Here is a 16,797-nt window from a genome sequence, read left to right as displayed (position 1 = left end):
ATCTGATTTTATCTTTTCGAAAAACAAAAATAAAAAATAAATCGCTTCTCTTGCTGGCTAATAGACAGATTATCCCTAAATTCAGCCAATAATTAACTTTAATCATTTATTAATAACAAAAACACCCCCATTATGACACACACTAATCCCCCTGAAAGTGTTATGCTTATTGACAATCTTCTGTTTGTATGGCAGTTTATCCTATGCCAGCGTAAACTCTAAACCTTTTGTTGTCCCCGAACTCAAACAATGGACAGGAAAAGATGGTAATTTCACTCCGGGAACAAATGCGAAGATAGTATGCACCTCTGCAAATCCAGAATTGCTGAGAATAGCCCAAATGTTTGCCGACGATTACCAGCAAATGTTCGGAAAAACATTAAGCGTAACTCAAGGCAAAGCCACACCCGGAGACTTCATCCTATCACTGTCAGCTGACAAAAAGCTGGGAGAAGAGGGTTATGAAATCAAGATTACCGATCGGATCACGACTTCTGCTCCCACCCCGACAGGGCTTTACTGGAGCACACGTACCCTCTTGCAAATAGCAGAACAAAGCCAGGAGCACTCATTTCCCAAAGGAATAATCCGCGACTATCCCGACTACTCCATCCGGGGATTCATGATAGACTGCGGTCGTAAATTCATTCCGATGAGCTATCTTCAGGATCTGGTAAAAATAATGGCTTATTACAAGATGAATACCCTGCAAGTCCATCTGAATGATAATGGATTCAAGCAATATTTTGATAACAACTGGGACAAGACTTATGCTGCTTTCCGTCTGGAGTCCGAAACTTATCCGGGACTCACAGCCCGCGACGGTTCTTATTCTAAAAAAGAATTTATTGATTTTCAGAAACAAGCTGCAACCAACTTTGTAGAGATTATACCGGAAATTGATATTCCGGCACATTCATTAGCATTCACTCATTACAAACCGGAAATTGGGAGCAAGGAGTACGGAATGGATCATCTTGACTTATTCAAACCGGAAACCTATCAATTTGCAGACGATCTGTTCAAAGAATACCTGAAAGGTGACGACCCTGTATTCGTGGGCAAGCGTGTGCATATCGGTACCGACGAATACTCGAATGCCAAGAAAGAGGTAGTAGAAAAATTCCGGGCTTTCACCGACCATTATATCCGGCTGGTAGAAGGCTTTGGCAAACAAGCCGTGATATGGGGCGCTCTCACTCATGCTAAAGGAGACACCCCTGTCAAATCAGAAAATATCATTATGAATGCCTGGTATAACGGATATGCCGACCCAGCAACCATGATAAAAGACGGCTACCAGCTAATCAGCATTCCGGATGCAATGGTTTACATTGTTCCATTAGCCGGTTACTATCAGGATTATCTTAACGAGGTATTTTTATATAAAGAATGGACACCGGCACATATCGGGAAAGCCGTATTCGAAGAAAAGCACCCTGCTATTCTCGGTGGCATGTTTGCCATCTGGAACGACCATGCAGGTAATGGAATTTCCGTGAAAGACATTCATCACCGTGTATTCCCTGCGTTACAAACTCTAGCAGTAAAGACATGGACAGGGAAAGAAACCAGTCTGCCATTCGAAGTGTATAATGAAAAGCGTAGTGCTATCAGTGAAGCCCCCGGAGTCAATCAATTGGGAAGAATCGGCAAGAGTCCGGCATTGGTATATGAGCGTTCTACCGTTGCTCCCGGCAGCACTTCCACTTACCCGGAAATCGGCTATAATTATACAGTCAGTTTCGACATTACCGGAGCACCAGAGAAAAGCGGAACAGAATTGTTCCGTTCACCCAATGCCGTATTCTATCTAGCAGATCCAATTCGAGGGATGATGGGTTTTGCACGCGATGGTTATTTGAATACGTTCCCATATAAAGTGAATCCGGGAGAGAAAGCGACCATTCAGATTGAAGGCGATCATCGTAGTACCACACTCAGAGTAAACGGAAAGGTTGTTGAAGAAATGAACATACAGAAATGTTATTTCAATGCAGGAAAAGATTCTATGAGTTATATACGCACATTGGTTTTCCCGCTCGAGAAAGCCGGAAACTTCAATAGCCGGATAGAGAATCTGAAAGTACACAATTATCGTGTAAGCAAATAACAGAAAACATCTATTCGCAACAAGACAACTTAAACAAAAAACTCCCCCTTTGGCATTCCAAAGAGGGAGTTCTTTTTATTTTGATAAACAGCTAAAGCAGTTTATTTATATTCCTGCCAGCTCTTGATCTGAATATCACCCAATTTCAATTCACAGAATGCTTCGATAAAGGCACTTGCCAGACGAGCATTTGTAATCAATGGAATGTTGTGATCGATTGCACCACGACGGATACGATAGCCATTCGTTAATTCACGTTTGCTATGATTCTTCGGAATGTTTACGATCAGGTCAAACTTATGGTCAGCGATCATCTTCATTACATTATTCTCTGCACCTGGTTTCTCATCCGGCCAGTAAACCGGAGTCGCGTCTACTCCATGAGCATTCAGGAATGCAGCAGTTCCGGCAGTAGCATAAATCTGATATCCCTTAGCAAACAGCATACGGCTGGCATCCAGCAAATCCACTTTCGACTTCATAGCACCGGAAGAGAACATTACTGCTCTTTCAGGAATCTTGAATCCGGTAGCGATCATTGCATTCAGCAATGCTTCAGAGAAATCATCACCGATACATCCAACTTCACCTGTAGAAGACATATCCACACCCAATACCGGGTCAGCCTTGTGCAGACGAGAGAAAGAGAACTGAGATGCTTTTACACCAATCCAGTCGATATCAAATGCAGATTTATCCGGACGTGAGTACGGAGCATCCAACATGATGCGGGTAGCTGTTTCGATGAAGTTACGTTTCAGTACTTTAGAAACAAACGGGAAACTACGAGAAGCACGCAAGTTACATTCGATTACTTTCACTTCGTTGTTACGAGCCAGGAACTGGATATTGAACGGACCGGAGATATTAAGTTCTTTAGCAATCTGACGGCTGATTTTCTTGATACGGCGTGCCGTTGCAAAGTAAATCTTCTGTGCCGGGAATACCAGTGTAGCGTCACCGGAGTGAACACCGGCAAATTCCACATGTTCAGAAATTGCGTATTCCACCACTTCACCATTCTGGGCAACAGCATCAAATTCAATTTCTTTTGTATTTTCAAGGAATTGAGAAACAACTACCGGGTATTCTTTAGAAACTTCGGCAGCCATCTTCAGGAAGTTTTCCAATTCTTCGTCATCGTAGCAAACATTCATAGCAGCTCCCGAAAGAACGTAAGAAGGACGAACCAATACCGGATAGCCTACTTTTTCTACGAATCCTTTCACCTCTTCGAGACTGGTAAGTTCCATCCATGCCGGCTGGTCGATACCCAGTTGGTCAAGCATAGCAGAGAACTTGTTACGGTTTTCAGCACGGTCGATAGAGATCGGAGAAGTACCCAATACAGGAACCGACTGGCGGTAAAGTTTCATAGCCAGGTTGTTCGGAATCTGTCCACCTACAGAGACAATCACACCGCGAGGTTGTTCCAGATCGATTACGTCGAGTACACGTTCGAACGAAAGCTCGTCGAAGTACAGACGGTCGCACATATCATAGTCAGTAGAAACCGTTTCAGGGTTGTAGTTAATCATGATAGATTTGTAACCCAATTTGCGGGCTGTCTGAACGGCATTTACCGAACACCAGTCAAATTCTACAGAGCTACCGATACGGTAAGCACCCGAACCCAGTACGACTACTGATTTTTCATTCTTATAATAGTTTACATCATAACCTTCCACTGCATAAGTCATATACAGATAGTTAGTCAGTTCCGGATGTTCGGAAGCAACTGTATTAATACGTTTTACAGCCGGGAGGATACCCATAGATTTACGATGAGCACGCACTGCCAGGTTTTCTTTCTCCATGTTTCCGGTTGGATTCAGTACGAAACGAGCAATCTGGAAGTCAGAGAAACCTAATACTTTCGCTTCACGCATTACATCGGCAGGTATATCTTCTACCTTATTATAGGTAGACAGTTTCGCTTTGTAGTCTACGATATTTTTCAGTTTGCCAAGGAACCATGGGTCAATCTTTGTCAGGTCATGAATACGTTCGATGGTATAACCTTCTTCCATTGCTTGTGCGATAGCGAAAACACGCAAGTCTGTCGGACGAGAAAGCTCTTTATCAAGATCGTCAAAGTGCAGTTCGTCGTTACCTACGAAACCGTGCATACCCTGACCAATCATACGAAGACCTTTCTGGATGATTTCTTCGAAAGAACGGCCGATAGACATGATTTCACCTACCGATTTCATGCTTGAACCGATTTCACGGGATACACCGGCAAACTTCGTCAAGTCCCAACGAGGGATTTTACAGATATAGTAGTCAAGTTGCGGAGCTACGTATGCAGAATTCGGAGTCCCCATCTCACCAATCTGGTCGAGTGTATAGCCGAGTGCTACTTTAGCAGCAACGAATGCCAACGGATAACCGGTAGCTTTAGACGCCAATGCAGAAGAACGGCTCAAACGGGCATTTACTTCAATCACACGGTAGTCGTCCGTATCAGAGTTGAAAGCATACTGAATGTTACACTCACCCACGATACCGAGGTGACGGATACATTTAGTAGAAAGTTCCTTCAACAGAGTCAATTCTTTATCATCCAGTGAACAGGTAGGAGCCACTACGATGGATTCACCGGTATGGATACCCAGCGGGTCAAAGTTTTCCATGCTGGCTACTGTGAAGCAATGGTCGTTAGCGTCACGGATCACTTCAAATTCGATTTCTTTCCAGCCTTTCAACGATTCTTCTACCAGAATCTGTTTAGAGAAAGCAAAGGAGCTTTCAGCCAATTTCAGGAATTCTTCTTCGTCGGCACAGATACCGCTACCAAGACCACCCAATGCATAAGCAGAACGTACCATGACAGGATAACCGATTCTGCGTGCAGCAGCAATGGCATCTTCCATGTTTTCTACTGCCTGGCTAACCGGAGTCTTCATCTCGATTTCGTTCAGTTTCTTCACGAACAAATCACGGTCTTCTGTATACATGATAGCTTCTACCGATGTACCAAGCACCTTTACTCCGTATTTATCAAGAATACCCTGTGTGTAGAGTTCCGCACCGCAGTTCAACGCAGTCTGTCCGCCGAATGCCAGCAAGATACCATCAGGACGTTCTTTCTTGATAATTTCTTCTACAAAATAAGTATTTACGGGAAGGAAATACACTTTATCGGCAATACCTTCAGAAGTCTGAATGGTTGCGATGTTCGGGTTTACCAATACTGAGCTGATACCTTCTTCTTTCAAAGCTTTCAGTGCTTGTGAACCAGAGTAGTCGAACTCTCCGGCTTGTCCGATTTTGAGTGCTCCAGAACCCAAAACGAGAACTTTCTTGATTTCCTTTTCCATTTCTTTTGTTGTTATAATAAGTTGTTATTTCTAAGTTCGTCCATAAAAAAAAATGCGTTACCCTCAAAAAAGGATTAACGCATTACCAAAGAACTAAAATATCGTTTTTGGAGAAAAGAGAAGAAGTCTGCCGTTTCCGGGTGCAAAACATCCGAATGTAGATAATACTTACTTCTGATTTCCTGTTGATTCATTGTTAATATCAAAATTTGTGCAAAGTAACGACATATTTTGCAAATGACAAAAAGAAACATTCATTTTTTACTGAAATAGTTTACCGCGTCAATGAAACGGTTGTTTTTTCCGTTAGCTTTTTAATGAATACTTTTTTATCATAGTAAGCACAAATCATGAAGTAACTACATTTTGATGTATCTTTCAGTTTTTATCCTTATCTTTGTCGCCATTATATAATAAGGTAATAAAATATGGGAAAAGAAAAAATCATATTGACGGGCGACCGTCCTACCGGAAGACTTCATATCGGTCACTATGTAGGCTCGTTGAAACGCAGAGTTGACCTGCAAAATGCAGGTGATTATAGCAAGATGTTTATCTTCATTGCCGATTCGCAGGCATTGACAGACAATATAGACAATCCGGAGAAGGTGCGTCAGAATGTAATTGAAGTAGCCCTTGACTATCTGGCTTGTGGCATAGATCCGTCTAAAGCTACCATCTTCATACAGTCGCAAATTCCGGAATTATGCGAGCTTAGTTTCTATTATATGGACCTTGTAAGCGTATCTCGCCTGCAACGTAACCCGACTGTGAAATCGGAAATCCAGATGCGCAACTTTGAAGCAAGTATTCCTGTAGGTTTCTTCACTTATCCTATCAGCCAGGCAGCGGACATCACAGCATTCCGTGCAACAACTGTCCCTGTGGGTGAAGACCAGGAACCAATGCTTGAACAGGCTCGTGAAATCGTTCGCCGTTTCAACTATATATATGGTGAGACATTGGTAGAACCGGAAATCCTGTTGCCGGACAATGCAGCCTGCCTGCGTCTTCCGGGAACTGACGGTAAAGCTAAAATGAGTAAATCACTCGGAAACTGTATCTACCTTTCGGAAGAACCGGAAGAAATCCAGAAGAAGATCATGAGTATGTATACCGATCCGGGACATCTCCGTGTACAAGACCCGGGAAAGATTGAAGGTAACACCGTATTCACTTACCTTGACGCCTTCTGCCTCCCCGAACATTTCGAACGCTACTTACCGGATTATCCGAATCTGGCAGAATTGAAAGCACATTATCAACGCGGCGGACTGGGCGACGTAAAAGTGAAACGTTTCCTGAATTCTATTATGCAAGAAATACTCGAACCGATTCGTAATCGTCGTAAAGAGTTCAGCAAAGATATTCCGGCTATCTATGACATGCTTCAGCAAGGATGCGAAGTAGCCAGAGCTGCTGCTGCCGAGACTTTGGCAGATGTGAAAAAAGCAATGAAGATTAATTATTTCGATGACAAGGAGTTAATCGAGGAACAGGTAAAACGTTTCTCACAGGAATAAGGAAGTTTGCATAAAAACGTATCATATAAAGTAAAGGCTGCCTACTCTAAGAAAGAATGGCAGCCTTTATTATAATATATAATTTAAGATTTAGCTAACTTCATCTTCATCATTCTTGAATAATACATCCTTTAATTTCTGATAAAGGAATGAAAGTATCAGTAATATCAGTCCGAGAATGATGAATACAATGATCTTACCGATAGTAGGCATTGCCCACAAATCATCAAATACAAGTTTAAGCAGAACGATTCCAAAAGTCGAAAGGCTTATCATGCGCATGACTTTCTGATGCAAACGCATCCCTAGTCCCATCTGAACAAATCCGGCAATACTTAATGAAAGCGAAAGTCCGGCACTGAAATCATCCACTCCTACCTGCCAGAGGAAAGAGCGTACCATTGTCACCCAAAGAAGAGTGACCAGAATATTGAGATAAATAGTGAAACGACTCTTGATGCCGATTAATAGATAGTATTGGCGTGCCACATAGCATATATTCGCTATTACAAATGCTGCCGTGAACCATCGTAGTACAACAGGCACAAAAGCCATGTTCTCCCATTGATCTCCCCATATATTTATGATATATACAAGCGTATTTATCCCAATAGCTAACATATAGAAAGTCAGACATTGGGTGATCGGGAATCGTTTTCTAAAAGCATAACAAACACTCGAAATGGCAATGGCAGTAAACAAGAACATTGCTCCGCTCCTCGTAGCTCCCTCAAAATGCAGGTGAAACTCCATCATAAATGTATAATAAAGTATGGCTACAGAGACAAAAAGCATGAAAGGATTCCAGAAACCATATTTCAGTTGACGGGCTGTAGAGAAGAATGGTCTATAATACCCCATCAACAGAGCAAATGCTCCCATAGCCAGCCCTACAAACAAAGAGGTGGCAAATGAACTGTTCAGGAAAATAGTGCTGACAGCATGATGCTCATGCATTACTACACTATATATATCCATCAGGTAAGAAATAAAGGTGAGTCCCACCAGTATCTTTGCCGCATATTCATATACCCGGATTCTCGACTTGATATAAAGCCATAATAATAACACCATTTCTGACGCCCAAACTAATGTTATACAGTTTCCATCCAACTGAATCGGAACGGTAATAGAGACAAATGTCAACACAAGCCCCAGAGTGGTATACACCAGGAATTTATAGTCTTTCCGGCTCTTCCATAACCAAAGCACCAGTCCTAAATTAACAAGAGCAATGAACAGGCTCAACAAACCGCTTGCTTTAAAAGACCATCCCATATTCCGCAAGAACAAAGCTCCCGAAAGCAGATAAATAAAGTTATTCGTTATAATGACGAATACCAGCCCCCGACTCATTGTTCGCATATCTTCCCCACGAAGAATAGAGAACACCGGAAGTAGAAAGATAAAATAAAACAGAGTGGTAAACAAAAACAAGTGCCCCGAAATAACTGTAGAACTGGAGGTATAGCTAAATAAAAGAAAGATTCCCATTATCAGCCAGGTAAAGACAAATGAGATCATCGGAAGCTCACCCCACTTCTTATAAATGGAAAGTCCGAACATACCGAGATTCAGGATACTTACATAAGTGAACAGTACCAGATAACTTCCCTCTCCACTGCTTACGATGAAAGGTGCAAGAAATCCTCCGACAAGTGAAATGATGGCCAGTTCGCGCCGATTGTATACCACAGACAAAACAGACATAAATACAGTGACGCCTATCAGAATGATAAACGCCATAGTCTGCGAGAAGATATGATAATAATGGAATGCAATGGCAACCGTAAGATAGAATACAGCAAAAGCGCCACCCGCAAGTAACGAGCTAAATGTACGATATTTCTTTTGCAACCGTTCGGCAACGGCCAGCAATACAGCTCCCGTCAGGAAACCAAGTACGGTACGGAAAGTCTCATTGATCCAATTCTTATCAATAGCATACTTCACAAAGAAACCTACACCGATGACGAATATAAGGATACCGATCTTTCCGAAGAGATTCTCACCGATGAACTTCTCATAGTTCACTTGTTTCTTTTGTCTTGGAACAGCCTCAACACAAACATCTTCCAATTCTGTTTCAACCGTCTTTTCAGGTGTTTCTTCCAGTGTCTCACGGATAACTGTTTCAACAACCGGCTTCTGTTTTTCCGGTACAGTTTCTTTTTGCTGTTTAGTCTCTAGTGTCGAAGTTTTTTCTATTATTTGAGGTGATGCAGAGATATCTTCGTTTTCCTTTTTCAATGCTTCTCCTTCAGGCTTTACCTTTTCAGTAACCCCTCTTTGCTGAACTTTGAGATAATCATCCATCCGTTTTTTTATCTCGTTCAGTTCTCTTTCTATCTTCCCAAAACGATTATCCAGCCTACTCAATAAAACAAAAAACATAATTAAAACGAGTAGTGCGTATACGGTATTTATATCGTCCATAATATTTTAGATTTGAGTTCCATATCACAAATATATAAAATATTGCTACACAGAGCGATTATTCCAGTAAGAATGATTCAAATCAAGAGTGAATTAACAGAGATTCAAGCCCTTTCACTTTGCTTTGTATGTAATTTCATTATAGCTAATCAGAATATCATTATAGCTAAAAGGAAGATGCTAATAGCAAAAACAAATATGCTAATAGATTTATTTTTTTCATTGGGATGATTAAAAAAAACATTGCAGTGTTTGCCACAATTAATGCAATGACTTTAGAAAGCACTGTAATGACATTTTTCGATATGTAATGTGATGAATACGGTAATGAGAAGCCCTCCCTTCACCCGCAAACAGTTTATTCATCGAGAGTTCAGAAGAAAGGTGAAGAGGATTGAAAAAAATAGCTATTTGCAGGGGAAGTGTGGAGTACCTCTTATTCCCCCTCTAAAGCGTAGCTTTAGGTAGGCAAAAGTTATGCTTTACGTTCCCTAAAGCTATGCTTCTTCAAGGTAAAACAACCTACATTTATAATCAGTGTAAGCGCTTCCATATACCTCAAACTCATAATCAAAAGCCCAGGCAAGTATTAATGGTCCTAAAATAAGAAAAGAAAAGGCAGCTGAAAGCGAAAATACCTTATTTCAGGATTCGCTTTCAGCCGCCTTCTCTCTTTCAGCAGGCGATCACAAAGAATCGCCGAATACTGAAATTATATGATTACTGTGCTGATTCGACCAATACTACACGGTTCAGAATCGGTTGACCGAATTTGTCAACACCACCACCGGCTGCAACTTTCAATCTATCGGCAGAGATGCCGTACTTCTTAACGAGCAGGTCTTTAACAACTTGTGCACGTTCCAAACTCAACTTCTGGTTGAAAGCCGGAGTACCTGTTGCAGAGTCTGCATATCCGTTGATTGTGTATGTAGCGTTCGGAGATTCTTTTATCTTGCTGGCAAGATATGACAAGTTCATTTCTTCCTGCGGAGATAATTTATCAGAACCGATCTTGAAGAATACAGTACGCGGAGCAATGTTAGTATCTGTTATAACAACTTCTTCAGTATCTTCTACTTCAACCGGTTGTTGTGCATTTGCCAACTGCTGTTGTAATTGCATATTAGCTGCTGCCATTGCATTCATCTGGTTACGCATCTGGTTCAATTCAAGTTCAGAGATAATCTGTGGAACCGGACGTTGGAATCCGCGAGTCGGGAAATAATAAGTCACCCCGATGGTAGCACCTAAAATACCATCATAATCGGGTTTACCTCCATGTTCTCCGTCAAACTTGCCTTCCAGACCTGTTGCACTCAACTCCAGATTTAAGTCAACAGCATTCGACAAACGGAAACGGTTGATAATACCTGCATTGAAAGTAGCGGAGTTAGTGTGAGGACGAGAATAAGCATGAGCCCAACCGGCACCAATATAAGGGATAATTTCATATACACGGTTCGGATTGTATCCACCGAAAAGTGCATTCAGGTTAATCATCAAATCACCATGCAAGTTCATGTAGTCCCATCTTTGTTTGTAAGAACCATCTTCTCTCGGACCGCCAACCACATAATTAGCATTTTCGCTGGTGGTAAATCCTTTGGCTTGTAATCCGCTGTACTGCAAACGCAATCCGAATCCCGGAGTTACCCATTTACCAACAGACACGTTAAATGTGGGAGCTACACGATCTCTGAACTTACCGATATGGTCATTGTTTCCATACAATACCTGGGCACCTCCTCCTACAGAGAAGAACCAGTTACTCCAGAAAGGATTAGTTATTACTTGATATTTATCTTGCACCTGAATCACTTCGTATTCAGTTACAGTCATTGTCTGCTGCGCAGAAGCGACAGACGCAACGCCGGCAAATGCCAGCAACATCAGAATCTTTTTCATATACCTAATAGTTAAGTGGTTATTTAAATCTTTTTCTTTGTTGAACTATTTAAATAACACGAACTGAACTAAAAGGTTTTAGGAAAAGATGAATTTATTTGTTTTATTTGAATAATCTTTCGATGTCCTCCTCCTTAATGGTTGTCAAAACGGTTTTCCCATCGGGTGTGTAATTCGGTGAGGGACAGGCAAAAAGGTTGTCTACAAGGCTTACCATTTCTTCATTACTCAACACCTGTCCGTAGACAATAGCCGCTGCCCGCGCCAATGTTAATGCCAGAATATTTTGGATTTCTTCCTTAACGTCATTCCCTTTTTCCATCGCTGTATGTAGCATATTACGCACCAGTTCGACCGGATTCAGTCCTTCAATACCCGAAGGGATGCCATTGATGGCATAGCTACCGCCTCCCAGATTGCTCAAATCGAAGCCGACTGCCGACAAATCATCCATAATGCTTTGAAGAACAGCAGCTTCTGAAGCCGGTAATTGTAATATTTCCGGGAAGAGAACGCCTTGAGATACTCCCTGTTTCTGTTGAATCTGTACCATATAGCGATCAAAAAGCACCCGTATATGTGCCCGGTGTTGATCGATTAGCATCAGACCCGATTTAACTGAAGTCAAAATAAACCGCCCTTTAAACTGCAAATGCTGATTTCCTTTTTCCATCACCGGTTCGTTGGCATACAAAGTAGAAGAAGCGGCGGATGTCACCGTCTCTATCTTTTCTTCCACGAAGGCCGGTTCGCCTCCAATAGAAGAATCCTCCCAATCCATTTCGGGTTCCGGCTGCGGATTATTCATCTTACTGGCTTTTGTCAGCCCTCCGTACAAATCCTCCCATTCTACTTTCGAACGACTATACGATCCGCCACCACCGCCACCGGCAGAGACTTTAAACGGATTATAATCTGTATTATAATGTACCTTCGGAGGTTCGGAAGATATCTTTTCCTCAAATGCCGGAATATCAGGCATATCCTCCGTATCAAAATCAATGGAAGGGATAGCACTGAACTTACCCAACGATTCCTTAACGGATGCTGAAAGTATCTGCCAGATGGCCTGCTCATTCTCAAACTTGATCTCGGTCTTTGTCGGGTGAATATTCACATCAATATTAGCCGGATCTACATCAAAATAGATAAAATAGGAAATCTGTTCACCGGCGGGAATCAACTGCTCATAAGCCTCCATGACTGCCTTATGAAAATAAGGATGGCGCATATAACGTCCGTTGACAAAGAAATACTGATGGGCTCCTTTCTTACGGGCAGTCTCCGGTTTGGCTACGTATCCGGAGATTTTCACCATGGTAGTGTTCACGTCTATATTCAGTAATTGCTGGTTGAGCTTCTTACCGAAAATAGCAAGAATACGCTGACGTAACTGTGATACCGGAAGATTGAACAGTTCCGAATCATTACTATAAAGCGAAAAGGCAACTTCCGGATGCACCAAAGCGATACGCTCAAATTCGGCAAGGATATTGCTCAATTCAGTGGAATTAGCCTTTAGAAATTTACGACGGGCAGGCACATTAAAGAACAGGTTCTTTATAGAGAAGTTACTTCCTTTAGAACAGGATATAGCCTCCTGGCTCTCCACTTGAGAACCCGCAATCACCAGTTTCGTTCCCAATTCTTCCGATTCCGGACGCGTCTTCAGTTCTACCTGCGCCACTGCTGCGATGGATGCCAATGCTTCCCCACGAAATCCCATGGTACGCAAAGCAAACAAGTCCGCAGCTTCCCGTATCTTGGAAGTAGCATGCCGCTCAAAAGAGAGACGGGCATCCGTTTCGGACATTCCTTTTCCATCATCAATCACCTGAATACAGGTTTTACCCGCATCAGTCACTAACACATGTATATTTTGCGCATCTGCATCAATCGCATTCTCCACTAGCTCCTTGATAACAGATGCCGGACGTTGTATCACTTCACCAGCAGCAATCTGGTTAGCTACCGAATCAGGTAACAAATGAATGATATCGCTCATACTTCGTAAATTAACAATTAAAAATTCCAGCTTCCTGTTGCTAAATAATGCCACAGATAAAGAAGGAAGGCAATGATTATCAGTATGATTCCGAAAGAGACCGGTTTGCGGCCACTTGCTTTTCTTCTTTTCAAATGTGTAGTACCTTCGACGAATTTACCGCGAATATCTTCCGGATTAAATTCTTTCTCCGGCAACATCCCCAAGTCACGTTTGGCGTTCTCCTCCATCTTAGCGAGCTTTTCTTTCCGCTCGTCTACATAAATGTATTGATGATTAAAGCCTCGGGGCTTTCTCATTGAGTTAAACATTCCCATACTACTTCATATTTATTAAGTTTCGCTTTTCTGTCTTTGGTCGCCGGTCGGTAGTCGGCTTCAATGTTTCTCCCGCACGCTTGCTGCGCCAGTTGAAAATATCGTCCTTATTTAGCGGACGGACATAGTCGAACCAGGCAAAAGTGGGAAGACGCAGTTTATCAGGTGGTATCTGGTCCATCGGATACATCGTTCCGTTGGATTTACCGATAAAAAGTCCTTTTTCCATTCTCTTATCCTTCATATAAAGATGCAGCATACTACCTTCCAGACAATTAAATCCGGTCATCGTACTGTCTTTCTCTTCAGGATAAAAAGCTGTCAGCACATTACCGATCACTTCAATATGGCGCATATCTCCATTAACGAAATAGGCTTTCATCTCCTTGCCGGACACTTGATTATAGTGAATAGAGTCTTTCATCTCCACTGTCAACGCCTGGTTGATAATGTGCGCCCAGTCAATCGTGCTGTCATTCATATAAATCTTGATCTGCTCACCAAGCAGTTGCTGTCCGTCATTCCAAAGAATAGGGTCAGTATACATGGTCATACAAGAATCTTTCGAATTATAGACCAGTGAGTCACATACTCCCTGAACATCTGTACGATACATACGTACTTTATGGTAAGCCTTCATCAACCGGTACAAAGAATCGGTATTCAGATTATAGGACACCATCTGCAAAGTATCCCCATGCATATAAAGACTGTCTCCCTGTGAATAATCGATAGCAACAGCACGTTTTGTTGCAAACGCGGAGTCCGTCAATTCATTATAGAAACAATAATCGCCCGTTAGCATATTCTTATTGATGGAGTCTGTCATCTTCACATTATCGAATGCTTCTCCGTAACCGATTACCCGGTCATAGAACAGACTGTCGCCTACAAGTTTCTTCCCCTGATTGGTCAGGACCGAACGGTCCAACAATTCCGCTTGTTCGGTCAATGTGTTATAGAATCCCCGTTCCGAATAGATATGATTATTATCACTGACAATATTGGAAGGTCCGAGAATCACTGCTATTTTGTTTTCGGTATTATACCTCAATGTATCGGAGGTCAACACAAACTTAGGGTTCACCAACTTCACATCATGGTTGAATACCGACTGTTTTGTTGCAGGGCTATATTCGCCCCAGTCAGAAGTCAGTACATTCTCTTCATCCATCAAAGTTCCCCCCTCGAAATAATATCCGAGATCATAGAGACGGTCGTAGTTCAAACTGTCCGTCAGCAGGGTCGTGTTCCGGTTAATCATCTTCACATTTTCACGAAGTTGCGCAATTTGCGTCATTCCGTCATAATAAAGATAATCACCATAGATGAACAAGGTGTCTCCCTGTTCCATACGCACATTGCTGAAGGCTTCTACGGAGTTGGTTTTCTCAAAAATCAGTGCACTGTCACAGTACATATACATACTGTCATGGCGCAACTTCACGTTACCAATCAACACCTGCACATCCGGACGTGCCAGCTTATCCGCCTGTCCTTCGTCAGCATGGAGCAAGTAAACTTTGGTCTTTTTATTCTCCGGTTGCTTCTTGTTGTCCGATTGTTTCTTATTACCCGCCGGCGTTTTGGTTTTGGGAGCCGTCTTAGACGTATCCGCAGTCGATTTTGTCGAAGCCCCTGCCGTGGGTTTCTGTCCCGTCGGCCTCACTTGTGCCACAAGACATACACCAAACAGGCATAGAAAGCCTATAAGGAGCCATCTATGCCTGTCTTGTTGTTTATTTTTCTTATTCTTTTTCAGCATATAAAGTCAAAGCAAGGTTATATCAGTCATTCTTGACCCAACCCGGATACTTGAAGTCACACTTCTGCCAGTTTTCGTTGATGCGTACATAAGTGTGTTTTTGCTTGTTCAGAATCCATTTCTGCAACACCTCTTCGCGACGCTTATCCATTACGATTTCTTTCAGATCCTGATAGTCTTCCGCGATGGTTGCTTTATGACCATTGATTTTAGTTTTCAATTTCACGATAGCGCATACTTCTTTTCCATCTTTCTCATTAATCATTGTAAAAGCTTTGGAAATCTCGCCAACATTCATCTTATCCACTACCTTAGCAACGTCTTGAGGAAGATCCTGCATCTGGAACTTAGAAGTAGTGATACCAGAATGTTCATTGATGTTCACCATGATACCGTGATTGTTGCGGGTATCCTTATCTTGTGAGATAACGGCAGCGGCATCATCAAATGTGAATTTGTTAGCACGAATATCATCTGCAATAGAATCCAGACGGGCACAAGCCTCGGTCAGTTCTTTTTCCGAGACTTTCGGACGCAACAGGATATGGCGGGTATTAACACGGTCACCACGCTTCTCAATCAACTGGATAATATGGAAACCAAATTCCGATTCTACAATTTTGGAAACTTTCTTCGGGTCCTGCAAGCTGAATGCCACATTCGCATAAGCGGGGTCCATCATACCACGTCCCATAAATCCACATTCACCACCTTTAATGGCAGAAGCCTTATCTTCAGAATACAAACGGGCCAATGTAGAGAAGTCGATTTCTCCTTTTGTCACACGATCCGTATAATCACGCAGTGTCCTCTTTACATCCTCGATTTCCGAAACGGGTATTTTGGGTTGCAAAGTAATAATCTGCACTTCCACCTGTGTAGGAATGTAAGGGATACTATCCTGTGGAAGATCTTTGAAGTAACGGCGTACTTCTGCCGGAGTCACTTTGATATCTCCTGCCAGTTTCTGCTGCATCTTCTGAACCGTCAATCCGTCACGTGCATTATCACGCAAAGTTTCACGAATCTGGGTGGATGTTTTATTGAAATACTCCTCCATTTTCTCTCTGGAACCGATCTGCTGGATGTACATATTGGTCATCATATCCACACGCTGGATGATTTCCGCTTCGGAAACCTCGATACTGTCCAACTTTGCCTGATGCAGGAATAACTTCTGCACAGCAATCTCTTCAGGAATTACACAATAAGGATCGCCTTCGAATCTGCGTCCATTATACAAGGCATCCATACGGGCCTCTTCTACATCTGATTTTAAAATAGCTTCGTCACCTACTACCCAAACTACTTCATCAACCACATTATCTTGTGCATAGGTTGCCACATTAGCAAATATTGCCAGGACAAGGGTAACAACAAATCTAAAGTTCACAAACTTCTTCATTC

General features: G+C 42.3%; 9 protein-coding genes. 2 read left to right on the top strand and 7 right to left on the bottom strand.

Annotated elements, in window-relative coordinates; genetic code table 11:
* Window positions 1-145: 145 nt before the first annotated feature.
* Entirely contained in the window at window positions 146-2,113 is a 1,968-nt protein-coding gene (locus BSCG_RS08070) for a family 20 glycosylhydrolase (RefSeq protein WP_032849640.1), read from the top strand.
* A gap of 101 nt (window positions 2,114-2,214) precedes the next feature.
* Here BSCG_RS08070 and carB read toward each other — a convergent pair whose 3' ends face one another.
* Entirely contained in the window at window positions 2,215-5,436 is a 3,222-nt protein-coding gene (carB, locus tag BSCG_RS08075; RefSeq protein ID WP_004297184.1) for a carbamoyl-phosphate synthase (glutamine-hydrolyzing) large subunit, read from the bottom strand.
* A gap of 428 nt (window positions 5,437-5,864) precedes the next feature.
* Between carB and trpS the strand changes: the two genes are divergently transcribed.
* Window positions 5,865-6,959 carry a tryptophan--tRNA ligase gene (trpS, locus tag BSCG_RS08080; RefSeq protein WP_004297181.1) on the top strand — a complete coding sequence of 365 codons (1,095 nt, stop codon included), beginning with the start codon at window positions 5,865-5,867 and terminating at the stop codon, window positions 6,957-6,959.
* A gap of 90 nt (window positions 6,960-7,049) precedes the next feature.
* On the opposite strand, the gene BSCG_RS08085 is transcribed toward trpS, so the two are convergent.
* The 6 genes from BSCG_RS08085 to BSCG_RS08110 form a co-directional block, all read right to left on the bottom strand.
* The gene (locus tag BSCG_RS08085) at window positions 7,050-9,395 is read right to left on the bottom strand and encodes a DUF2339 domain-containing protein (protein WP_032849639.1); all 2,346 of its coding nucleotides are present in this window, start codon (window positions 9,393-9,395) and stop codon (window positions 7,050-7,052) included.
* Between the two features lie 720 nt (window positions 9,396-10,115).
* A complete protein-coding gene (locus BSCG_RS08090; protein WP_008776673.1) occupies window positions 10,116-11,303 on the bottom strand; it encodes an OmpA family protein in 1,188 nt (395 codons plus the stop codon).
* A 103-nt stretch (window positions 11,304-11,406) separates the two neighbouring features.
* On the bottom strand, window positions 11,407-13,308 hold the full coding sequence (mutL, locus tag BSCG_RS08095; RefSeq protein ID WP_008776672.1) for a DNA mismatch repair endonuclease MutL: 1,902 nt from the start codon (window positions 13,306-13,308) through the stop codon (window positions 11,407-11,409).
* A gap of 17 nt (window positions 13,309-13,325) precedes the next feature.
* A complete protein-coding gene (locus tag BSCG_RS08100; RefSeq protein WP_008776671.1) occupies window positions 13,326-13,625 on the bottom strand; it encodes a hypothetical protein in 300 nt (99 codons plus the stop codon).
* Window position 13,626: 1 nt separating this feature from the next.
* The gene (locus BSCG_RS08105; RefSeq protein WP_032849638.1) at window positions 13,627-15,390 is read right to left on the bottom strand and encodes an OstA-like protein; all 1,764 of its coding nucleotides are present in this window, start codon (window positions 15,388-15,390) and stop codon (window positions 13,627-13,629) included.
* A gap of 22 nt (window positions 15,391-15,412) precedes the next feature.
* Window positions 15,413-16,795, bottom strand: a complete 1,383-nt coding sequence (locus tag BSCG_RS08110) for a peptidylprolyl isomerase (RefSeq protein ID WP_004297172.1) — start codon at window positions 16,793-16,795, stop codon at window positions 15,413-15,415.
* Between the last annotated feature and the right edge of the window lie 2 nt (window positions 16,796-16,797).

The organism is Bacteroides sp. 2_2_4, from assembly GCF_000157055.1.
In the GTDB taxonomy this organism is placed as follows: Bacteria; Bacteroidota; Bacteroidia; order Bacteroidales; family Bacteroidaceae; genus Bacteroides; species Bacteroides ovatus.
This window is presented reverse-complemented; position numbering and strand designations above follow the sequence as displayed.